At 28.0% G+C, this 23,791-nt stretch carries 23 protein-coding genes and 1 CRISPR repeat array (1 of these 24 cut by a window edge); of the genes, 22 read left to right on the top strand and 1 reads right to left on the bottom strand.

The window, feature by feature from the left end; genetic code table 11:
• The first annotated feature begins 20 nt into the window (after positions 1-20).
• Together J5A73_RS07550 and J5A73_RS07545 are read left to right on the top strand one after the other, a co-directional pair.
• A complete protein-coding gene (locus J5A73_RS07550; protein ID WP_211614548.1) occupies positions 21-368 on the top strand; it encodes a hypothetical protein in 348 nt (115 codons plus the stop codon).
• Positions 369-387: 19 nt separating this feature from the next.
• Positions 388-1,029 carry a peptidylprolyl isomerase gene (locus tag J5A73_RS07545; protein WP_211614546.1) on the top strand — a complete coding sequence of 214 codons (642 nt, stop codon included), beginning with the start codon at positions 388-390 and terminating at the stop codon, positions 1,027-1,029.
• A gap of 80 nt (positions 1,030-1,109) precedes the next feature.
• Here J5A73_RS07545 and J5A73_RS07540 read toward each other — a convergent pair whose 3' ends face one another.
• Positions 1,110-1,859 carry a gamma-glutamyl-gamma-aminobutyrate hydrolase family protein gene (locus J5A73_RS07540; RefSeq protein WP_211614544.1) on the bottom strand — a complete coding sequence of 250 codons (750 nt, stop codon included), beginning with the start codon at positions 1,857-1,859 and terminating at the stop codon, positions 1,110-1,112.
• Between the two features lie 329 nt (positions 1,860-2,188).
• Between J5A73_RS07540 and carA the strand changes: the two genes are divergently transcribed.
• The 20 genes from carA to cas2 all read left to right on the top strand — a co-directional run bounded on the left by carA (position 2,189) and on the right by cas2 (position 23,170).
• The gene (gene carA / locus J5A73_RS07535) at positions 2,189-3,271 is read left to right on the top strand and encodes a glutamine-hydrolyzing carbamoyl-phosphate synthase small subunit (protein ID WP_211614542.1); all 1,083 of its coding nucleotides are present in this window, start codon (positions 2,189-2,191) and stop codon (positions 3,269-3,271) included.
• Positions 3,272-3,370: 99 nt separating this feature from the next.
• Positions 3,371-6,553 (top strand): carbamoyl-phosphate synthase large subunit, encoded by a 3,183-nt coding sequence (gene carB, locus J5A73_RS07530; protein WP_211614540.1) that lies wholly within the window; start codon positions 3,371-3,373, stop codon positions 6,551-6,553.
• Positions 6,554-6,612: 59 nt separating this feature from the next.
• Complete coding sequence (locus J5A73_RS07525) at positions 6,613-7,362, top strand: glycosyltransferase family 2 protein (protein WP_211614533.1); 750 nt, start codon at positions 6,613-6,615, stop codon at positions 7,360-7,362.
• Between the two features lie 31 nt (positions 7,363-7,393).
• The gene (locus J5A73_RS07520) at positions 7,394-8,065 is read left to right on the top strand and encodes an HAD family phosphatase (protein ID WP_211614531.1); all 672 of its coding nucleotides are present in this window, start codon (positions 7,394-7,396) and stop codon (positions 8,063-8,065) included.
• A 238-nt stretch (positions 8,066-8,303) separates the two neighbouring features.
• On the top strand, positions 8,304-9,602 hold the full coding sequence (locus tag J5A73_RS07515) for an adenylosuccinate synthase (RefSeq protein WP_211614529.1): 1,299 nt from the start codon (positions 8,304-8,306) through the stop codon (positions 9,600-9,602).
• A gap of 95 nt (positions 9,603-9,697) precedes the next feature.
• On the top strand, positions 9,698-10,186 hold the full coding sequence (locus J5A73_RS07510) for a hypothetical protein (protein ID WP_211614527.1): 489 nt from the start codon (positions 9,698-9,700) through the stop codon (positions 10,184-10,186).
• Between the two features lie 264 nt (positions 10,187-10,450).
• Entirely contained in the window at positions 10,451-11,893 is a 1,443-nt protein-coding gene (gene purB / locus J5A73_RS07505) for an adenylosuccinate lyase (RefSeq protein WP_211614525.1), read from the top strand.
• Complete coding sequence (locus J5A73_RS07500; RefSeq protein ID WP_211614523.1) at positions 11,893-12,447, top strand: hypothetical protein; 555 nt, start codon at positions 11,893-11,895, stop codon at positions 12,445-12,447. The genes purB and J5A73_RS07500 overlap by 1 nt, the downstream gene beginning before the upstream one ends.
• A gap of 183 nt (positions 12,448-12,630) precedes the next feature.
• Positions 12,631-13,122: a very short patch repair endonuclease gene (locus tag J5A73_RS07495; protein WP_211614521.1), complete on the top strand. Its 492-nt coding sequence runs from the start codon at positions 12,631-12,633 to the stop codon at positions 13,120-13,122.
• 73 nt (positions 13,123-13,195) lie between these two features.
• On the top strand, positions 13,196-14,485 hold the full coding sequence (locus tag J5A73_RS07490) for a hypothetical protein (protein ID WP_211614520.1): 1,290 nt from the start codon (positions 13,196-13,198) through the stop codon (positions 14,483-14,485).
• A 199-nt stretch (positions 14,486-14,684) separates the two neighbouring features.
• On the top strand, positions 14,685-14,834 hold the full coding sequence (locus J5A73_RS07485) for a hypothetical protein (RefSeq protein ID WP_211614518.1): 150 nt from the start codon (positions 14,685-14,687) through the stop codon (positions 14,832-14,834).
• A 62-nt stretch (positions 14,835-14,896) separates the two neighbouring features.
• Entirely contained in the window at positions 14,897-16,669 is a 1,773-nt protein-coding gene (locus tag J5A73_RS07480; RefSeq protein WP_211614516.1) for a CRISPR-associated endonuclease Cas3'', read from the top strand.
• Between the two features lie 17 nt (positions 16,670-16,686).
• On the top strand, positions 16,687-17,388 hold the full coding sequence (locus tag J5A73_RS07475) for a hypothetical protein (protein ID WP_211614514.1): 702 nt from the start codon (positions 16,687-16,689) through the stop codon (positions 17,386-17,388).
• A gap of 46 nt (positions 17,389-17,434) precedes the next feature.
• Complete coding sequence (gene cas5c / locus J5A73_RS07470; protein ID WP_211614512.1) at positions 17,435-18,208, top strand: type I-C CRISPR-associated protein Cas5c; 774 nt, start codon at positions 17,435-17,437, stop codon at positions 18,206-18,208.
• Positions 18,183-20,114 (top strand): type I-C CRISPR-associated protein Cas8c/Csd1, encoded by a 1,932-nt coding sequence (gene cas8c / locus J5A73_RS07465; protein WP_211614510.1) that lies wholly within the window; start codon positions 18,183-18,185, stop codon positions 20,112-20,114. Before cas5c ends, cas8c begins: the two co-directional genes overlap by 26 nt.
• Positions 20,115-20,256: 142 nt before the next feature.
• On the top strand, positions 20,257-21,171 hold the full coding sequence (cas7c, locus tag J5A73_RS07460; RefSeq protein WP_211614508.1) for a type I-C CRISPR-associated protein Cas7/Csd2: 915 nt from the start codon (positions 20,257-20,259) through the stop codon (positions 21,169-21,171).
• A complete protein-coding gene (cas4, locus tag J5A73_RS07455; RefSeq protein WP_211614506.1) occupies positions 21,158-21,835 on the top strand; it encodes a CRISPR-associated protein Cas4 in 678 nt (225 codons plus the stop codon). The genes cas7c and cas4 overlap by 14 nt, the downstream gene beginning before the upstream one ends.
• Positions 21,832-22,266 (top strand): CRISPR-associated endonuclease Cas1, encoded by a 435-nt coding sequence (gene cas1, locus J5A73_RS10695; protein ID WP_211614499.1) that lies wholly within the window; start codon positions 21,832-21,834, stop codon positions 22,264-22,266. Before cas4 ends, cas1 (J5A73_RS10695) begins: the two co-directional genes overlap by 4 nt.
• Before the next feature lie 4 nt (positions 22,267-22,270).
• Positions 22,271-22,861 (top strand): CRISPR-associated endonuclease Cas1, encoded by a 591-nt coding sequence (gene cas1 / locus J5A73_RS10690; protein ID WP_211614497.1) that lies wholly within the window; start codon positions 22,271-22,273, stop codon positions 22,859-22,861.
• Between the two features lie 15 nt (positions 22,862-22,876).
• Positions 22,877-23,170: a CRISPR-associated endonuclease Cas2 gene (gene cas2, locus J5A73_RS07440; RefSeq protein WP_211614495.1), complete on the top strand. Its 294-nt coding sequence runs from the start codon at positions 22,877-22,879 to the stop codon at positions 23,168-23,170.
• Between the two features lie 157 nt (positions 23,171-23,327).
• Positions 23,328-23,791: direct repeats of the CRISPR family, unit length 31 nt; unit sequence GTCACTCTCTTTACGAGAGTGTGAATTGAAA (it continues 961 nt past the right edge of the window).

The raw sequence follows: 23,791 nt of genomic DNA, 5'->3' as shown, positions 1-23,791 counted from the left end.
TAAGACGGGAAATAGAAAAAATGGCAATAGTTAAATTAAAAAAAAGAGAAGAGTTAAAGATACTTTTTGCGGTAAAAATGCCTGAAATTGTATCAGAACTTTATAAAGAAATAAAAAATAAAAAAATAGCTAATTCGAAATTAAAAGAAATTTTGAACATAAAAAAAGATAGAGTTATTAATATTATTGAGTTGGTTGATAGTTTTGAAAATATTTTTTCGGTGCTTGTAATTTATGATAATATTTTGACGGAGAAAGAGCTTTTAAAATATGATTTAGATATTGAAAGTATTAATTTTAGAATTTTGGACTTAAATTTTAACAGCAAAATTGAGATGGAAAAAATTATCGAAAGTATTAAAGGTTAAATTTTAAAAAGGAGGATTCATGAGATCAAAAAAATTGACATTGTTAGCTAGTATAATGATGTTGTTTGTATTTAACATAATAAATGCAAAAAATATTAAAATTGTTGAAAAAACAAAAGAAGAGAAAAAATTTGAAAAAATAATGAAAAAATTTGAATTGGAAGCTACAATTCACACAACAAAAGGGGATATTAATGTATTTTTATATCCTGAAGCAGCTCCTGTAAATGTGGCAAATTTTGTATTTTTGGCAAAAAAAGGATTTTATGACGGACTTACTTTTCACAGAGTTATTACAAATGGAATTGTGCAAGGTGGAGATCCAAAAGGAGACGGAACTGGAAGTGCTGGATATTATGTCGATGATGAATTTGTAAACTGGTTAAACTTTAATAATAGTGGAATGTTAGCTATGGCAAATTCAGGAAAGAATACAAATGGAAGTCAATTTTTTATATCGCTTCAAAAAATTCCATCTCTTAATGGAGTGCACACTATAATTGGTGGACTAAAAAGTGGTACTGATTTAGCAGTTGCAAAAATTATAAGACAAGGGGATAAAATTAAGAGCATTGATATAAAAGGGAAAAAAGTTGATGACTTTTTGAGCTATTTTTCTGTGGAAACAGCTGAATGGGAAAGTAAGATGCAAAATAATTAAATAAAGTAAATCAAAGTAAATAAAACAAATAAAAAAGATTGCACAAAATTTAAGGCAATCTTTTTTTTAAATTAATTTTTTTATATATCTTCTTTTGACTTATCTTTTACATAATCAATAAATTTTAAAAATATTTTGTGAGCATATTCATCTGTAGCTGTCATCATTTCAGGATGCCACTGGATTCCTAAAATAAGATTTTGCGTACTCAAATTTTCAATTGCTTCAATAACTCCGTCGCTGCTTTTAGCAATCGGCTTAAATCCAGGTGCTATTTTATTTATAATTTGATGATGAAAGCTGTTTACAAATCCAATTCCGCTCTCAAAAATATTGTTTAAGAAACTATTTTTATCAATAGAAATTGAATGAGTAAAAACATTCCATTTAGCTTTTTGAAAATGTTTAATCGAAATATTTTCTGCATATGATAAATCTTGGTGCAGTGTTCCTCCAAATACAACATTTATCAGCTGATGTCCACGACAAATTCCTAAAATAGGCTTTTTTAATTTTTCTGCAGTTTTAATCAAAACTGTATCGAAGTGATCTCTATCAGGAAAAATTTCTCCTAGCTTTTCTTTGGGTTCTTCTCCGTAAAGCAGTGGAAATACATCATTTCCTCCAGACAAAATAATGGCATCGACATTTTTTACCATTTCTTCAATAATCTCGTCATCTGTGTTAAATGGCAAAACATATGGAACTCCTCCAGCACGAATGACAGAATCAATGTAGCTCTGATCCAGAGAACTGCGTTTATATCCTGCAAAAAGACCATTTTCAAGATGCATTGTACTTCCTGAAATACCTATGAGTGGTTTTTTCATTTTTTTCTCCTCTTTTTATGTTATGTATATTTAATTTGTAACTTAATTCTATCATATTTGCAAGTAAAATACAATTTTAGGTTAAATTTCAGTAATAAAAATATTTTAACAAAAAGATAACAAGAAGTCGTAGACTTTCTACAAGCGGGAATAGTTCACTAAAAAAACTTCTTATTTTTAAAAAATTGAAAATATTGATAAAATTAAAAAAATATAGTATAATTAATAGATTAAAGAAGTTCAATTTCTGAAAATCATATAAATGAATTGATAAAAAAATTTTGTGAAAAATATCATTAAAAAAAAATTAAAAAATATGGAGGTAAATTATGTACACATTGGATAAACAGCTGGTTTTAGAAGATGGTAGCGTGTATAAAGGGTATGGAATTGGTGCAGATGTGGAAATGGCAGGAGAAGTTGTATTTAACACAGCGATGACGGGGTATCAGGAAACACTTTCAGATCCGTCGTATAATGGTCAAATTATCACATTTACATATCCACTTATCGGAAATTATGGTATAAATAGAGATGATTATGAAACTATTAATCCTAGCATAAAAGGAATAGTTACCCGTGAAATATGCAGAAAACCTTCTAATTTTAGAAAAGAATTTACTTTGGATGAAGTGCTAAAAGACTTAAATATTCCTGGAATTTCTGGAATTGATACGAGAAGTCTGACTAAAAAAATTAGAGAGCATGGAACGATAAAAGGAATTATTACAGGAATTGAAAAAGATGCGCAGGAAGTGGCAGAAAATTTGAGAAAAAATAATTTGCCAACTAATCAAATTGAACAAGTGTCGACAAAAAAGGCGTTTTTGTCTTCAGGACTTGGAAAAAGAGTTGTATTGATTGATTTGGGAATGAAATCTGGAATTATGAGAGAGCTTAATTTGAGAGGCTGTGATATTATTGTTATGCCACACGATGCAAGTGCGAAAGAAATTTTAAGACAAAAACCAGATGGAATAATGCTAAGTAATGGACCTGGAGATCCTGTGGATGTGCCAGAAACAATTAGTACAATAAAAGATTTAATAGGAAAAGTTCCAATTTTTGGAATTTGTATGGGACATCAGCTAATTTCGCTAGCTTGTGGCGCAAAGACATATAAATTGAAATTTGGACACAGAGGAGCTAATCAGCCGGTAAAAAATCTTCTTACTGGAAAAGTTGATATTACAGCACAAAATCACGGATATGCAGTTGATATTGACTCGCTTAAAGATACAGATTTGGAGCTTACTCACATTGCAGTAAATGATGGAACTTGTGAAGGTGTTAGACACAAAAAATATTCAGTATTTTCAGTGCAATATCATCCAGAAGCTTCACCAGGACCACACGATCCAAATTATTTGTTTGATCAATTTATTGAAAATATGAAAAAATTTAAATATTAAGTATAAAAATTTTTAAAGTTTTCGATAAAATAAATTTATGAGATAAATTTTTTAATAAAATAAAAATTATTATTTTAAAAGATTAGGAGTTGTTAAAAAATGCCAAAACGAAAAGATATAGAAACGATATTAGTAATTGGTTCAGGACCAATAATAATAGGACAAGCTGCGGAATTTGACTATGCGGGGACACAGGCTTGTTTGTCACTTCGAGAAGAAGGATACAAAGTAATACTTGTAAATTCAAATCCAGCGACTATTATGACGGATAAGGAAATCGCAGACAAAGTTTATATTGAGCCTTTAACTGTGGAATTTGTTTCGAAAATTATTAGAAAAGAAAGACCAGATGCATTGCTTCCTACACTTGGTGGGCAAGTTGGACTAAATCTTGCGGTGGAACTTCACAATTCAGGAGTTTTAGCAGAGTGTGGAGTAGAACTTTTGGGGACAAAACTTTCTTCTATTAAACAAGCGGAAGACAGAGAACTTTTTAGAGATTTGATGAATGAATTAAACGAACCTGTACCAGAATCGGATATCATTCATAATCTTGAACAAGCTAGAGAATTTGTTTCAAAAATTGGTTATCCAGTAATTGTAAGACCTGCTTTTACGATGGGTGGAACAGGTGGAGGAATTTGTCATAACGATGCTGAACTTGAAGATATTGTAAGTAATGGGCTTCGTTATTCGCCAGTAACTCAATGTCTTTTGGAAAAATCTATTGCGGGATATAAAGAAATTGAGTATGAAGTTATGCGGGATAGTAAAGATACGGCAATTGTAGTCTGCAACATGGAAAATATTGATCCAGTTGGTATTCATACAGGGGATTCGATAGTTGTGGCACCGTCACAGACATTGACAGACAGAGAATATCATATGTTAAGAGATGTTTCGCTAAAAATAATAAGAGCATTAAAAATTGAAGGTGGATGTAATGTGCAGTTGGCACTTGACCCAAATTCATTTAAATATTACATAATCGAAGTAAATCCGAGAGTTTCTCGTTCATCAGCTCTAGCTTCAAAAGCTACAGGTTATCCAATCGCAAAAATTGCAGCAAAAATCGCAGTTGGACTTACACTTGATGAAATTATAAATCCTGTTACAAAAAATTCTTACGCTTGTTTTGAGCCATCACTAGATTATGTTGTAAGTAAAATACCAAGATTCCCATTTGATAAATTTGAAAAAGCTGATAGACATTTGGGGACTCAAATGAAAGCAACTGGAGAAGTTATGGCAATTGGGAGAACTTACGAAGAAAGTTTATTAAAAGCAATTCGTTCGCTTGAATATGGAGTTCATCATCTAGGACTTCCAAATGGAGATGAGTTTCCATTGGAATATATTTTACGAAGAATTCAAAAAGCTGGAGATGAAAGATTATTTTTCATTGGAGAAGCTCTAAGAAGAGGAGTTACACCGGGAAATATTCATGAAATGACAAAAATAGATATGTTTTTCCTTGATAAAATGAAAAATATTATTGATATTGAAGTGGAATTAAAAGCAAATGTGGGAAATCCTGATGTACTTTTATTTGCCAAAAAATTTGGATTTTCGGACAAAGTTATTGCGCATCGTTGGAATACGACTGAAGAAGAAGTTTATAAACTTCGTGAAGAATATAGTATTAAGCCAGTTTTTAAAATGGTAGATACTTGTGCTGCAGAATTTAAGTCAGAAACACCTTATTTTTATTCAAGCTACGAAGATGAAAACGAGAGTATTATTGGAGATAAGAAAAAAATTGTTGTATTGGGATCAGGTCCAATAAGAATTGGACAAGGAGTGGAATTTGACTATGCGACAGTTCATGCTGTAAAGGCGATAAAAGAAATCGGATATGAAGCAATTATTGTAAATAATAACCCTGAAACAGTTTCAACTGACTTTTCAATTTCGGATAAACTTTACTTTGAGCCACTTACAGAAGAAGATGTTATGGCAATTATTGAATTAGAACAGCCTGAAGGAGTCGTAGTTCAATTTGGAGGACAAACTGCGATAAATCTTGCTGAAAAATTGGCTAAGCACGGAGTAAAAATACTTGGAACTGCACTTGAAGAAATTGATAATGCTGAAAATAGAGATAAATTTGAAGCATTACTTCATAAATTAAATATTCCGCAACCGCTTGGGAAAACTGCGTTTGATACAGAAACAGCTGTAAAAAATGCTGCGGAAATTGGTTATCCTGTGTTAGTAAGACCGTCTTATGTACTTGGAGGTCGTGCGATGGAAATCGTTTACAGGGAAGAAGAATTAAGACATTATATGGAAAATGCTGTAAAAGTGTCGCCTGATCATCCAGTTTTGACAGATAGATATTTAGTTGGAAAAGAAATTGAAGTAGATGCGATTTGTGATGGAGAAACTGTTGTAATTCCTGGAATAATGGAGCATATCGAAAGAGCGGGAGTTCACTCTGGAGATTCAATTGCTGTTTATCCGCCACAAAGTTTGTCACAAGAGCATATTGACACATTAGTTGATTATACAGTTAGACTTGCAAAAGGACTTAATATAGTTGGACTTCTTAATATTCAATATGTAATCAGTCACGGAGAAGTTTTTGTTCTGGAAGTAAATCCAAGAAGTTCGAGAACTGTGCCATTCTTGAGTAAAATAACAAAAGTTCCGATGGCAAACTTGGCTATGAAAGGAATTTTGGGAGAATCATTGGCTTCTAAAGGATATAAAACTGGACTAATACCTATGGCAGATGCTGTTTATACAAAAGTTCCAGTATTTAGTTTCCAAAAATTAAAAGATGTAGACACAACTCTTGGACCTGAAATGAAATCAACTGGAGAAGTTATGGGAAGTGATATAAGTCTTGAAAAATCACTTTACAAAGGATTAATTTCTGCAGGAATAAAAGTAAAAGATCAAGGAAGTGTGCTATTTACAATAAGTGGTAATGCAAAGGAAGAAGCGTATAAACTTGCTCAAAGATTTTCAAATTTAGGTTACAATTTGATGGCGACTGAGAAAACTGCGCATTACTTTAGAGATAGAGGACTTAGAGTTGAAACTGTTGGAAAAATTAATGAAGGTAAATATGAGCATAATGTACTTGATGTAATTTACAAAGGTCATGTGGATATGATTATAAACACTGCGGCTAAGAAAAAAAGTGCAACAACAGATGGATTTAAAATTAGAAGAGCTGCAAGTGAACAAGAAATTGCGTGTTTAACTTCACTTGATACAGCTGATGCGCTATTAAAAGTGCTAGAATCTATTTCGTTTAATGTAACATCAATATAAAATAAATCGAAAAAAATATTAAAAAAGATTTTTTAAAAATAAAAAAATTTGGAGAAAAAATGGAAAAAGATAAAGTTTCAATTATAACTCCAATGTATAATGCACAAAAATTTATCGCAAAAGCAATAGAAAGTGTGCGCTCACAAACTTATCAAAACTGGGAGATGCTTATAATAAATGATAAATCAAAAGATAAAAGTTTTGAAATTGCGAGTGAATTTGCAAAAAAAGACGACAGAATTAAAATTGTAAATGTAAAACAAAATGTCGGAGTTGTGAGAGGAAGAAATCAGCTGATAGAAAAGGCAACTGGGAAATATATTGCTTTTCTTGACGCTGATGACTTTTGGCACGAAAAAAAATTGGAAAAGCAGATAAATTTTATGAAAGAAAGAGATGCGGCTATAAGTTGCACAGAATATACGAGAGTTAGAGAAGATGAAACAAAAATAAACGAAGTTATCATAAAAGAAAAAATTTCTTACAAAGATATGCTAAAAAATAACTATTTAGGATGTCTTACAGTAATTTATGATGCACAAAAGTTGGGAAAAAGATATTTTAAGCAAAGAGATAAAAATGAAGATTATGTGCTGTGGCTGGAAATTGTAAAAGAAGTAAAAATAATTTATGGACTTAAAGAAAATCTGGCATTTTACAGAGTTTTGGATAATTCTCGCTCGAGTAATAAATTTAAAACAGCAAAAGTCAGATGGGAAATTTATAGAAATGAAGAAAAATTACCATTTTTTAGTGCAATTTACTATTTCATTCAATATGCTTTTTTTGCGTTAAAAAAAAGTAAATAAATTTTTGAAAATAAATAGGAAGGAAGAAATTATGGGAAAATTTTTTGACGAAATTGAATTATTTTTATTTGATATGGATGGATTATTGTTTGATACTGAGACAATTTATGTGGAATATGGGCGTGAAGTAGCTAAAGAAAACGGATATACAATAACAAAAGACATTGTGGAAAAAACAACAGGTGTTACAAATGATAAAGCAAGAATATTGTTCAAGGAAGCACTAGGACAAGATTTCCCGTATGATGAAATGATGGGGACGGTTAAAAATTATATACTGGAAAAAGCTCTAAAAGGGGAAGTCCCGCTAAAACTCGGTGCATTGGAATTGCTTGAATTTTTGAAGAAGAATGATAAACAGATGATTTTGGCAACTTCATCGGAGTTACATTTGGCAGAAGCGTTGACGGAAGGAAAAGATGTAAGAAAATATTTTTCTCATTTGATAACTGCGGAAGATGTCGTTCACGGTAAACCCGACCCAGAAGTGTTTTTAATAAGTGCTGAAAAAGCTGGAGTTTCTTGTGAAAAAACAGTTGTATTTGAAGATTCGTTCAACGGAATAAGGGCAGCGCACGCAGCTGGAGCATTTCCCATTATGGTACCAGATAAATTGAAGCCGACTGAGGAAATTTTAAAATTGGTTTATAAAAAATTTGATAATTTATTGGAAGTGCTTGACTACTTTAAGGGAAAACAATAAATGCAAAAAAGTAAATGGAAAATTGATTAATAGAAGTTATTTTGGAAAAATAGGATAACTTCTATTCTTTTGTAAAAATTCTTTTTTCAAAAGATTTAAATTAATTGAAAAAAACTAATAAATATAGTAAAATAAATAGTAAAAAGATAAAATTTTAGTAAGGTAGATTTTTTAGGTTTTTATGGTTCAGTTTTTAAAATAAAGTAAGAAAATTCTAAAAATTTTGGAGGAATGAAATATGAGAAATAATACTTTTGTAATAGTGGGAACGCAGTGGGGAGATGAAGGAAAAGGTAAAATAATTGATGTGTTGTCTCCAAAGGCGGATTATGTAGTGAGATTTCAAGGAGGAAATAACGCAGGACATACGGTTGTCGTAAATGATGAAAAATTCATTTTGCACTTATTGCCATCTGGAATAATAAATTCAGCTGGAAAGTGTATAATTGGAGCTGGAGTTGTGATTGACATTGAAGTTTTATTAGAAGAAATTGAAGAGTTGGAAAAAAGAGGAAGAAAATTAGATAATTTGCTTATTGATGAAAGGGCGCATATAATAATGCCTTATCACATTGCAATTGACAAAGCGAAAGAAGAAGCAATGGGAGAAAATAAAATTGGAACAACTCAAAGAGGAATCGGGCCTTGCTATATTGATAAAATTGCGAGAAATGGAATTAGAATAGGAGATTTACTGGAACCAGAAAGATTTAGAGATAAATTAGCTTGGAATGTGGCAGAAAAAAATGATATGCTTACTAGATATGGTAAAGAAACTTTTGATTTAGAAGAACTTTATGATAAATTTATGAAACTTGCTGAAAAGATTAAATTTAGAATTATTGATGCAGTTGTGGAAATTAATGAAGGGATTGAAGAAGGAAAAGTTGTACTTTTTGAAGGGGCACAAGCGTTAATGCTTGATATTGATTATGGAACTTATCCTTATGTAACTTCGTCATCGCCAACATCTGGTGGAGTAACAGTAGGAACTGGGGTTGCACCGACAAAAATTTCAAGAGTGCTTGGAGTTATGAAAGCCTACACAACAAGAGTCGGAGAAGGACCTTTCCCAACAGAATTGGAAAATGAAGATGGAGAAACTTTGAGAAAAGTTGGACATGAATTTGGTGCGACAACTGGGCGTCCAAGAAGATGCGGATGGCTTGATTTAGTAATCGGAAAATATGCGGTTCTAATTGATGGATTGACAGATATTGTGTTGACAAAATTAGATGTATTGACTGGATTTGAAAAAATTAAAGTTGCAGTTGGTTATGAAATTGATGGAAAAGTTTGTTATTCATATCCTGGAAACTTGAGAAAATCTAAGGACTTGAAAGTAATTTATGAAGAATTAGATGGATGGAACGAAGATATTACTCAAATAAAAAATTACGAAGATTTGCCTGAAAATTGTAAAAAATATATTGAATATATTGAAAATAAATTGAAATGCCGTGTTTCAATGATTTCAGTTGGACCTGAAAGAACTCAAAATATTTATAGATATGATTTGGGAGATTTTGTGAAATAGAAATTTTTGAATTAATTGAAATCTATAAAAATATAAGAGAATAAAAGAGAATAAAAGATATTTTTTGAAATTAACTTTAAAGAAAGGAATGATTAATGAAAAAATTATTATTAGTATTGATGTTAGTTATAGGAGCAATTTCATTTTCAGCTAAAGCACAAAATGTTGGAAAATCTAAAGTTGAAAAATCTTCAAAAGAAAATATTGCACAAAATTTATCTTTTGATACAATTACTTTAAAATTAGTCGGACAAGGATTGTCGAAAGATGATGAAAATAAGATAGAATTAGAATATGAAAATTTTAAGGCAATTGGAAAAAATAAAAAAGTTTATACAGAAAAAGATTTTCAAGTAAATGGTAAAAATCCAAAAATTATGATAAGTAAAATAGTTTCTACTAAAATGATAAGAAATTTTATTGAAAGCGATGAAGAAATACAAGTAATTGGATTTTTAGACGAAACTAATGAAAGAGATAAAGGAATTAGATATAAACCATTTGATGTTAAATTTACTGAAAATCAAGATTGGGTAAAGAAAATTTATTTTAAGGATGGAGTAATTTATATTTGGGATAATTAGTCAACAGAAAATTTTGTAAATAGAGATTTTGTTTATACAAAAAGGAATAATAAGTATAAATAAAATTATAATTAATTATTAGTTTTAGGAATTTTATCATATTCTTTTAAATTTCAAATAATAACATGTTGTGAAAATTGTTATCATAAAAATTTAAGAATAAAAAATAAAAAGTTTGATTGGGATAAATTAGGGACTGAATTTAATTGGGATTTAGGTTCAGAGTATAAATTTATAAAAAATAATAATTAGGAGGAATTAGAAATGGCAGATATGAGCATATATTCAAATCCGTTGGCGGAGAGATATTCAAGTAAGGAAATGTTGCATATTTTTTCACCAGAGTTTAAATTTATAACTTGGAGAAAATTGTGGATAAATTTGGCGGAGGCGGAAAAAGAGCTTGGGCTTGATTTTATTACTGATGAACAAATTGAGGAACTAAAAAAATATAAAGATGATGTTGACTTTGAAGTTGCGGCTGAATTCGAGAAAAAATTGAGACATGATGTTATGGCTCATGTGCATACTTATGGGGAACAAGCTAAAAATGCAAGAAAAATTATTCATTTAGGAGCGACAAGTGCGTATGTTGGAGATAATACTGATTTGATTCAAATTAAGGAAGGGCTTTTAGTTATTAGAAAAAGACTGCTTGTCTTAATTGAAAAAATGAGAGATTTTGCGTTACAATACAAAGATTTGCCAACTTTAGGATTTACTCATTTCCAAGCAGCACAGCTTACTACTGTTGGAAAAAGAGCGACTTTGTGGCTTCATTCGTTACTTCTTGATTTTGAAGAATTGGAATTTAGATTAGAAAACTTGAGATTTAGAGGAGTTAAAGGGACTACTGGGACTCAGGCTAGTTTTAAAGAATTGTTTGAAGGAGATTTTGAAAAAGTAAAACAGTTGGATGAATTGGTTACTGAAAAAGCTGGATTTGGTAAAAAACAAGGTGTTTCAGGACAAACTTATGATAGAAAAGTGGACGCACAAATCTTGAATTTATTGTCAAATATTGCTCAGTCTTCACATAAATTTACAAATGATTTTAGATTGTTACAACATTTGAAAGAATTGGAAGAACCATTTGAAAAAAATCAAATTGGGTCAAGTGCGATGGCATACAAGAGAAATCCAATGAGAAGTGAAAGAATTTCATCACTTGCAAAATATGTAATTTCAAGCTCACAAACAGGTGCGCTAGTTTTTGCAACACAATGGTTTGAAAGAACATTGGACGATTCTGCAAGTAAGAGATTGTCTATTCCACAAGCATTTTTGGCAGTTGATGCAATCTTAATTATTTGGCTTAACATCATGGATGGAGTTGTTGTTTATCCAAAAGTAATTGAAGCTAATATTCAAAAGGAATTACCATTTATGGCGACTGAAAATATTATTATGGAATCAGTTAAAAAAGGAATGGACAGACAAGAAGTTCACGAAATTATTAGAGAACTTTCGATGGAAGAAACAAAGGAAATTAAATTAAATGGAAATCCTAACAGATTGATTGACAGAATTATAAAAGATGGTAGATTGGGACTTAAAGCGGAAGATATGGAAGGGATTTTAGTTTCTGCTAATTATACTGGATTTGCTGGGCAGCAGACTGAGGATTTTGTGAAAAATGAGATTGATCCGATTCTGGATAAGTATAAGGATGAGATTGTTGAAGATAGGGAGGAATTGAGGGTTTAATGAAAAATAATATAATTGATTATGAAAATTCTTGGAAAAGGAAAAATGAAGAAAGAGAATATTTTAATTCAGAATTTTTGAATAAAATAAATATTAAAAAATATAAAGATGAAGTTGAAAAATTTGATGCTTTAGCTATAAAAAATCGTGCAAAATATAAAATTTCTAAAAAAACAATTGACGAAATAAAGGATTACTGTTTTTCATATTTGCCAATGCTTACAGGAATAGAAAAGGAAGCAGTTAGCGAACTGTTAAATGAAAAATACAATATTGATGAAATGGAAATAGACATTCCAAATAAATTGTTTTTTGAAGATGAAGAAGTAAAAAATGAGCAGAAACATTGGTTTCAAATGTATAAAATGTTATTTGGAGAAACAGAAATTGAAGAGTTTAAAAAAGAAGATTTGATTCCAATTGCAGAAGATGAAGAATTTATGTTATTCATTGAAAGAAGAACTGGAGAAGTGTATATTAATATTTATGAATTATTCTTTTTTTGCGCAATTTCTGATAGTTTTGATGAGTTTTTAGATGCAATTAAAAAATAAGTAAAAGATGACTTTATGAAATTTATAAAAAAATGGAAATTACTATTTTTATTGATATTTTGCATTATAATGTTAAGTTTTTTGTGTAAGTAATACTGGGAACAGCGATATTAACACTTACAGCACTAATAGGAAGAGCATGTATAGTTGATCCCGGGTAAATGTCCGTAAGGATGTGGAAAAATGAAAAAGAAAAAACCTCTCACAAGAAGCCAGAACATGGCAAGAATAAAATCTAAAAACACTAAACCTGAGATTTATATTCGGAAATTGCTTTATAAAATGGGATATAGGTACAGAGTGAACTATTCACAGCTTCCAGGAACACCTGATATTTTTATTCTGAAATATAATACTGCGATATTTGTGAACGGATGCTTCTGGCATAGGCATAAAAATTGTAAAATTGCAACTTTTCCTAAGACACATACTGAATATTGGGAAAAGAAGTTTAGGAGAAATGTAGAGAGGGATATTGAGGTTCGTGAGAAGCTTTTTGAGATGGATATTAGTGTCATTACGATTTGGGAATGTGAAATTAATAAAATGCAGCGAAATGAAAAATACAAGGAAAAATATTTGAAAATTCTGAAGGATAGAATTGAAAGAGTCTTTAATTATGAAGAAAAGGATATTTCAGTGCAGATGGAGATTGCAGAAGAAAGCATGCAATAAAATAATTGAAATTTGATTAATTTGTACTGAAATGGCTTTGAAATAATTTGACAAAAACTAGGAGGAATTTTTTGTGAATAAGAATTTAAGCGAGTTTGAAAACAAATTGCCTAGTGTATTAGAATACGATACACAGCAGCTTTTGGATTATTATTATGAAAGTCCAGAAAAAATGAAGATTGCAGAAGTATTTTCTGAATTTTTGATAGAAAAAGGAATAAAAGTAGAATTGAAGGAAATAGGAGAATATCAGTATATTCATGAGATTGAAACTGGATATTACTTATTACCTTTATTTGTCGGGGGTGGAACTACTGATAAAAAAATGTCAGTGAGCATTAATATTCATCTTTTTCACGAAAAATATTTTCCTGAAGGAATGAAAAATTGGAATGGATCTCAAATGAACCTTAATTATAAAGATTCCTTGATACAGGCTTTTGAAAACTGGTTCAATTATGACAGACTGAACTATTTAAAGTTAATAAATCCTGATAAAACAGATTTGAGAAGAATAGAAATTAATGGAAAGAAAAAAATCATTGTTTCTGGAAATATAAAAATAATATATAACTATGATGAAGAAAAATATCAAGGAAAAGAAAGTGAAGAAAATTTTTTGTCAAATATATTTTCACTTATTAAAGAAAAAATTTCATTAAAAGATTCTAAGATTGATATTTCTCTTTTAAAATATCCATACAATAATTATGGAAGCTATCTTGAAGAATTTGATAAAGGGGATTTTTATGTAGATTGCCGTATAGATGGTAATCGTTTATACGGTAATGAATTAAACCCAGAAGGAAATACTGAACTTTATTACAGAGAAATTCTAAAGAACTGGAAGGATTATGAATATAGTAAAAGTCAAACATTTTTCGTACTTGACAATAAATTCGAGAAAAGTGAGTGGTTAAAAATACCAGAATTTGAATTTTTGCCTAAAATTAAGCTAAAATATGTTGAAAAACCTTCTTGGAAAAAAATGGAAGAAAATTTTGGTAATTTGAAGGAAATGGATAGAGGACACGAAGGAGATTTTGCCTTTACGATGGCTGAAGTTTTGTTTGATAAAATGATACATTGTGGTTATAATGTCAGATTAATGGATGATTGGGTGTATGATTTTGATAATGAGTGCTATTTACTTCCTTTGCTGTCAACGAAAGACTATAAAACTATTCCACACGATGATATTTATCAGGTTGTTACTACGATTCAAGTCCATAATAAAAAATATTTTCCAGAAGGAAAATTATATGTTCAAAAACTGATAGGCGAACCGCTTTATGATGCAATTTGGATAAATTATAGAAATTGGATAAATAATGATTATAAAAAGTTGTGTAAAAGTATTTAAGTAAAAAAATAAAATTTTAAAAAGTATTAAATATAAGTAATCAGAATTAGAAAAAATGAGGGGGTATGATGATGCGATGTTTAATTTGGCAATAGTTAGAACACTCGCAACTTTAGTTGTGAGATGAATTGCACGAAAATTTAGTAAGCATATGGAAAAATTTTAGTAGATAAAATATAGAATATATGATATAACATCTTTGATTGAAGACTGTAATGGAGTATTAAATATTCTAAAGAAAAGTAAAGTTGTGGACTTAAATGTTGTCCTATACAATAGGGATGAGCTGAACATGCCTAAAAGAATAAGGATAGTTGTTGTGCTATCAAACTTCTTAGAAGATTTTTAAATACTTTTAAAGATTTTAGAACCCTGTGACTTTAGTCGTGGGAGGTTCAGGGAGTAAAAAATATGATAAAAAAAATAATAGCTCATAAAAATAATGAAAATATTCAAACATTAAAAGAACATTTATTTCAAGTTGCAGGAAAAGTAAGAAAAATAGGCAAAAAAATAGGAATAGAAAAAATTACAATTTTAGTTTCTTTACTTCATGATTTAGGAAAATCAGATAGAAATTTTCAGAATTATATTTATAATGGAACAAATGAAAAAATAAACCATTCATCAGCAGGTGCAAGATTTTTGTTTGAAAAAGTTAGATATTTTGTTGAAAAAAATTTAAAATTAAAAAAAGATTGGCTTTTATTTTTAGAAATTATGGAATATGTCATATTTTCACATCATGGTTTGTACGATGTAATTTCTAGTGAAGGTGAAAGTAGAACAATAAAAAGACGAAATTATGATAAAGAAAAAGATGACAAAAGAAAATATTATTATGAAGAAGATGTAAAAAAATATATAAAAGATCTTGAGGTTGATGAGAATGTTGATTTTAATAAATACATATCAGAAGCTTTTGAGGAATTTGAAATAATATTTAAAAAGATTAATGATATAATAAAAGAAGAAAAATTGGATCAAAAATTAAGTGAAAAAAATATCAAAGAAATAGAAGAGGAGAAAAGATTCTTTTATTATTCTTGTATTGTAAGATTAATCTTGTCAATTTTAAAAGAAGCGGATATAAATGACACTGAAAATTTTTTTCAAGAAGAAAATATTGAAAAATTTAGTGAAAAAGAAATTTTAGAATTGTGGGATAAAATAGGAAATAATATAAATGAAAAATATGAAAGTTTTGAAAAAAATTCTAAAAAAACAAAAATAAATGAATTGAGAAAAAGTTTGTCAGAAAATGCAAGAAAAAGAGGGAAAATAGATACATCTGGAGTTTATAAACTGGAATTACCAACAGGATCTGGGAAAACGCTGACCTCTTTTAGATATGCTATAGAACAAGCAAAGTTTCAAAAAAAAGACAGGATTATTTATATTACAGCATTTTTATCAGTTTTAGAACAGAATGCTGAAGAAATAAAAAGACTTGTGAAAAACGATGATTATGTATTGGAACACCATTCAAACATAACACAAGAAGGTAATGATTCAAAAGAAACAGAAAATTATGAAAAATATAAAGAGCTTCTAAAAAGACAGTATCTTTTAAATAGTTGGGATAGTCCTGTGATTCTTACTACAATGGTTCAATTTTATAATACTTTATTTAAAGATAAATCTTCAAATATAAGAAGATTCTCAAAACTTATAAATTCAGTAATAATAGTTGATGAAGTACAAAGTTTGCCAAAAAAAGCAATTTATATTTCGAATTTAATGACAAATTTTTTAAAATATTTTATGAATTGTACGATTATTCATTGTACTGCAACTCAACCAAGTTTTGATAAAGATATTTTAGAACATAGAGTTATTTATGGAAATAAAAATGGAAAAAACACAGATATAGTTAAAATGAATAAAAAAGAAAGAAATGTTTTTGAAAGAGTAAAAGTATATAATTTAGCAGGTAAAAATGGCATAAAAACTTTGGAAACTGAGCAAATTTCGAATTTTATAATTGAAAAATATGAAGAAAATGAGAGCATCTTAGTTATTTTAAATACAAAAAAAGCAGTTAAAAAAATTTATGATAATTTGAAAGAAAAATTAGAAAATTACGAGGGGAATTTACATTACTTAAGTACAAATATGTGTGCTACTCACAGGCTTGAAAAGATTAAAGAAATAAAACAAAAATTATCTGAAAATAAAAAATAATATGTGTAAGTACTCAATTGATAGAGGCTGGAGTAGATGTGGATTTTAATGTCGTTATAAGAAGTATTAAAGGGATAGACTCTATAATTCAATCTATAGGAAGATGTAACCGAGAAGGAAAATTAGACAAAGGAAAATTTTATATAGTAAACTATTCAGAAGAAAATTTTAAATATTTGAAAGAAATAAAAAATTCGATAGAAGCTACTTCAAAAATTTTAGAAGAAGAAATTGACAATATAGAAAAGTTGAGAGATAATTATTATAGTGGATATTATATAAATAATTTAGAAGAATTAAGATATAAAATTGGTAGTGATGATTTACTTTCAATTCTTTCCAAAAATACTGTTTCTCGTAGTGAATATAAAAAAAGATATGGAAGATCATATAATAATTATCAAATTGCACAATCATTTAAAACGGCTGCATTAAAATTTAATTTGATAGATAATGAAACGGATTCTATTATAGTAAATTATGATAAATATAGTGATGAATTGATAAAAAAATTGAGAGAAGCAATAAAACAATATGAAATTGCTGATATAAAAAAAATATTAAAAAAATTACAGAGATATACTGTAAATGCTTATAATATAGAAAATATGAAGGAATATTTAGAACAATATAAAGAATATGGAATTCATATACTTTTAGATGAATATTATGGGGAAACAGGAATTGAAAAAGAAGAATTGAGTACATTAATAATTTAGAATTAAGAAACTAGTATTTTATAAATATTAAAAAAAAGGAGAAAAGATGGAAAGAAAATTTCAGTCAAAACCATTTTACTACAAAGTTAAAGGAGAATATGCTTTATTTACTGATCCTGTAACAAAAGGTGGAGGGGAGAAGTTTACTTATCAAGTTCCTACATATCAAGCTTTAAAAGGTATTACAGAAGCTATTTATTGGAAACCTACTTTAATATATTATATTTCCAGTGTTAAAATTATTAATAAAATAACTACTGAAACAAAAGGAATTAGAACAATATTTAAAGATGGCTCAAATGATTTAAGTTATTATACTTATCTTAAAAATGTTGAATATTTAGTGAAAGTATATTTTGAATGGAATTTAAAATATGAAAATTTGAAACAAGATAGACAGGAAATAAAACATCAGCAAATACTTTTAAGATCATTGGAAAAAGGTGGGAGAAGAGATGTATTTTTAGGAAGTAGAGAATGTGTTGCAGAAGTCGAAAGAATTACAAAAGAAGAATATGAAAAAACAAAAAGTTATTACGAAGGAGAAAATTTAAATTTTGGAATAATGTTTCATTCTTTTATTTATCCAAATGAAACAGAAGAAAAAATAGAAAAGTTACAATCGACATTTGCACAAATACAAATGGAAAATGGTGAAATTAAATTTATAAGACCCGAAGAGTGTCAAATAAAAAGTGAACTTGGAAATTATACAATAAGCAAATTTGAATATGATAAAAATATGAAAGACATTGATAAAGAAATTTTGGATTATAAAAAAGAAGGTGAAATAGATGAGCGTTCTGACAGCATTGTATAAGTCCTACGAATATTGCGAAGAAAATGGTTTTGTTGATAGAAGTGAAAAAATTGATTTTGAAACAGTTTTACTTCCAATCTATCACAGTAATAAAGAGTCAAGAGATGAAGATATAATCGAAGTTACATTGGATAAAAATGCTGAAATAATTTTTGCAGATTATTTGGAAAAAAATAAGAAAATTATATTTCCTGTAACAGAAGATTCTATAAGCAGATCTTCGGGAATTGCTCCACATCCATTAGCAGAAGAAGTTTCTTATTTTGTAGAAAAAAATAAAAATGAAGAATATATAAAAAATTTAGATGAATGGATAAATTTTTCGAAAGAAAATAATCAAAAAAGTTATTCTTTTTTAAAAATCATAAAAAATTTTCTAAATCAAAAAAATTTTCTAGAAGAAATTTTTAAAAAATGCTATAAAGATAGATTTTGTTCATTTTCGATAATAGAAGAAAGAAAAAGTAAAGGAAAGATGGATTTAATAATAGAAGTAAAATATTTGGATAATAATGAAAAAGAGAAAATCAAAAATGTAAATAAAATATTTATTACTTTTAAGATTCAAAATCTATTTGATGATTTAAAAGATTATTCTATTACAAATTATAAACAACTTCATAAAGATTATATTAAGTATACAAATAATGCAAATGAAAAATATACTAAAAAATTATGTAATATTTCTGGAAAGAAAATATATTGTTCTTCAAAACATAGGGGACTATTTGGTAATTCTAAATTAATCTCAGTGAGTAATCATAGTGAAACATATTTTGGAAGATTAAAAAAAGGAGAGGAAATAATATCAATAGGATATGAAACATCACAAAAAATTCATAATATGATTAAATATTTATTGGAAAACAAAAAAAGTTCTATTTCTTTAGGTGAAAACTCATATTTAGTAAATTGGTTTTCAGATGACATTAATAATTTTGAAAATATTTCTGTAACAAGAGATGCAAGTGATTACTTGGATATATTTGATCAAGAAATTTTTGAAGAAAAGGTAGATATGGCAGATATGTATAATGAAAATATCATAAAATACTTGTCGGGAAATCATGAAAAAATAAATAGTAAAAGTCGGTACTATATAATGATTGTAAATAACTTTAATAAAGGAAGAGTATCAATAAAATATTTTAGAGAACTTCCAAAATCTGAATTTTATGAAAGAGTATCAAGATGGTATGATACAATTGGTTGGATAAAATATAATTATAAAGAAAAGAAAAAATGGAAAAAGTATCCTGGAATATATAAGATTATTGACTATACTTATGGAATTGAAAAAAAAGATGGAAAAATAGAATTTGATCAAAAAGGATACAAAAGAGATCTAATGGAATCATTAATTACTACTATGATTGATGGTAAAAAAATACCTTTAAATATAGTAAAAAAAATGTATTTTAATGTATCAAACCGACAAAAATATGATAAAAAATGGAATTTGATTGTTGATATGGCATGTTCTATATTTAAAAAATATAATATAGATTATAAAAATAAGGAGGTAAATGAAAAGATGTTTGATAATAATGATAGAGATTTTTTGTATGGACGATTACTTGCGATATTTGAAAAAATGGAAGCAGCAACTTTTGATGATGAAAAAAGAACAACTAATGCACAAAGGTTATGGTCTGCTTATGTAAATAATCCTGGAAAGACTATGAACATTTTATTTGATAAATTACAACCATATAAAAGAAAACTTGAAAATTCTAAAAGAGGATTGTACATTACATTTGAAAAGAAAACTCAAGAAATAATGGAAAATTTGATGAAAACAGATAATTTTGAAAATAATAAAAATAAAAAATTAAGAGAAAATTTCATTTTTGGGTATTATTATCAATTGAATGAAATTTTTAAATCTAAAAAGGATGAAGATTAATAAAAAAATAAAATTTGATGATTGCTTTAAATAAAAAATACTAGTACTTAGTGAAAATATTTATAAAATTGTGATATACTGAAAGTAGAAAAAAATTTTTATTAAATATTTAGTATGAAATAGAATTTGGAGGAAATAAAAAATGGAAGAAAATAAAAAAGTTTTGAATAAAAAAATAGATTTTATGTTGACAATAGAAGTTAGAAATGCTAATCCAAATGGGGATCCTTTAAATGGAAATATGCCGAGAGCAGACTATGATGGATATGGAGAAATATCTGATGTGGCAATAAAAAGAAAAATAAGAAATAGATGGCAAGATATGGGAAAAGAAATATTTGTTAAATCAAATGACAGAATTGATGATGGAATGAGGTCATTGGAAAAAAGGTTTGAAAATAAATTTGGAAAACTTTCAAAAGAAAAAAAAGATGAAGAAATTTATAGAGAATCTTGTGAAAAATGGCTAGATGTAAGAGGATTTGGACAAGTAATTACTTTTCAAAAAAAATCAATAGGAGTAAGAGGACCTATATCTATTTCACTAGCAAAAAGTCTATCACCAGTAACTATCCAAACAATGCAAATAACAAGAAGTACTAATGGTATGGAAAAAGACGGAAAATCTTCTGATACTATGGGAAACAAACATTTTGTAGAATATGGAGTGTATATAGTAAAAGGTAGTGTAAATTGTTTCTTTGCTGAAAAAACAGGATTTACAGAAGAAGATGTAAAAGATTTAAAGGAAGCTTTAAAAACATTATTTGTTAATGATGCTTCTTCAGCAAGACCTGAAGGAAGTATGAGTGTTAAAGAATTATTTTGGTTTGAGCATAATTCAAAATTAGGAAAAGTTTCTGCAGCAAAAATATATGAATTATTGAAATACAATAAAGAAGAAAATATGGGAATGTTTACTAAATATTCGGATTATAACATTAGATTGGATGAAGAAAAAATGAAAGAATATAACATTGTATATAAAAAAATAGAAGGAGATGACAGTGAAAAAAATGAAGACAGTTGTATGGTAGAGAGAATTGAAGGAATTTAGAGAAGACGAGTATCTAATGTTATCTGGAATACAACATTTTTATTTTTGTAAAAGGCAATGGTGTTTAATTCATATTGAACAACAGTGGGATGATAATGAAGCAACAAAAGAGGGTGAATATTTGCATGAAAATGCAGACAATCCCTTTTTAAAGGAAAGTAGACAAGATGTATTTTTTTCGAGAAGTATTCCAATTTCATCTAAGAAACTTGGACTAAATGGAATACTTGATGTTGTTGAATTTAGGAAAAGCAATAAAAATGAAGGAATAAAAATATTTGGGAAAAATGGATATTGGATTCCTAAAATAGTAGAATACAAGAGAGGAAAAGAAAAAAAGGATTTAAGAGATATAGTTCAATTAGTTGCAGAAGTTATATGTTTAGAAGAAACATTAAATGTAGAAATAAAAGAGGCTTTTCTTTTTTATGATATGACTAAAAAAAGAAAAAAAATTGAAATAACTCAAGAATTAAGAAACTTAGTAGAAAAGTTATCTTTAGAGATGCATGAATATTATAAATTAAAGAAAAGTGCTAATGCAGAGAATTACAAAAATTGTACAAAATGTTCCTTATATGATATTTGTATACCAAAAATTACAAAGAAAAAAAAGAATGTTTTAAATTATATGAACTCAAAGATATATGGTGATTTAGAATGAGAAAATTATTGAATACACTATACATTACAAATGAATTGTGTTATTTATCAAAAGATAGAGAAAATATAGTAATAACAATAGATGATAAAGAAGTAAAAAGATTTCCAATACATATTTTAGAAGGAGTAATTTGTTTTAATTACAATGGAATAAGTCCAGGCGTTATAAGATTATGTAATGAAAATCATATATCAATTGCTATTTTAACACCTTATGGTAAATTTTGTGGAAGATTTATAGGAAAAACGAATGGAAATGTTTATTTAAGGCGTGAACAATATAGAATTGCGGATGATGAAGAAAAATCACTCAAAGTTTCTAAAAATTTTATTATTGGAAAGTTAAATAATTCTAGAAAAATATTAATGAGATTAATAAGAGATCATAAAGAAAAAATAAATAGTGAAAAAGTGCAAAAAAACAATAGATAATTTAATGGAGCAAATAAAAAAAATTCAAACAGTCAATAATAAAGATTCCTTAAGAGGAATTGAAGGTGAATCGGCAAGAAATTATTTTTCAAATTTTAGTGAAATGATACTTTCACAAAAAGAACATTTTATTTTTAATGAAAGAAATAAAAGACCTCCTAAAGATAGAGTAAATGCGTTATTATCTTTTTTGTATAGCTTACTGACATATGAAGTTCAATCTGCATTAGAAAGTGTAGGATTAGATAGTTATGTTGGTTTTTTTCATACAGATAGACCTGGACGAGCTGGAATGGCACTGGATATGATGGAAGAACTGAGAGCATATATGGTTGATAGACTTGCAATTACATTAATCAATAGAAAACAAATTGATTCAAGAGGATTTGAGGAAAAAGAAAATGAGAGTGTTTTATTGAATGAGAAAGGGAGAAATATTGTAATTGAAGCCTGGCAAAAGAAGAAACAAGAAGAAATAATACATCCGTACATTGAAGAAAAAATAAGTATAGGTTTATTGCCTTATGTACAGGCACAACTATTGGCTAGATATATTAGAGGAGATATTAATGAATATCCTCCATTTCTGTTATAATACAAGGAGAAAAAAATGATGATATTAGTTACTTATGATGTAAATACTACAGAGTTAGATGGAGTAAGAAGATTAAGACAGGTTACAAAAGTTTGTGTTGATTATGGTCAAAGAGTTCAAAATTCAGTTTTTGAGTGTAGTGTTGATCCAGCTAAGTTCGTAGAAATAAAACATAAGCTTTCAAAAATTATAAATCATGAAAAAGATAGTTTAAGATTTTATAAATTAGGTAAAAATTGGGAAATTAGAGTAGAAACAATAGGTAAAAATAATTCATACAATCCAGACAAAGAAGTATTAATATTTTGATTGCGAATCATTATTACACAAAAAAAGGTCAAATGTTCGCACTTAAAATTACTATAAAAAAGAAAAAAATATATTTTTTATATTTTTAAAATAATTATTTTATAATTCAATTATATATTTGTTGTAGTAAAATATCTAAAAATCGCACTATAGTGCAGTCACTCTCTTTACGAGAGTGTGAATTGAAATTGTTATTATTATCATAGCAACATTTTTTTTAAAGTGTCACTCTCTTTACGAGAGTGTGAATTGAAATACTCACATATCTCATTTTTTTTTACCTCCACATAGTCACTCTCTTTACGAGAGTGTGAATTGAAATTAAGTCAAACATACCATTTTCGTCTAATTCACAACGTCACTCTCTTTACGAGAGTGTGAATTGAAATTGTTTAAGATAATCGCCTTTTATGATATTTTCGGGTCACTCTCTTTACGAGAGTGTGAATTGAAATAATGCTTGGAAGTCCATCGGAATCCATTGTTGTGGTCACTCTCTTTACGAGAGTGTGAATTGAAATTATCGACATTTGTAAAGAGACAATAACAATTACTGTCACTCTCTTTACGAGAGTGTGAATTGAAATTGTTTGAACTCCTAATATCTGTTATAATCGTATT

The organism is Leptotrichia sp. oral taxon 218 (genome assembly GCF_018128225.1).
In the GTDB taxonomy this organism is placed as follows: Bacteria; Fusobacteriota; Fusobacteriia; order Fusobacteriales; family Leptotrichiaceae; genus Leptotrichia.
The sequence above is the reverse complement of the archived record's forward strand: the minus strand, read 5'-3'. Positions and strand labels throughout refer to the sequence as shown.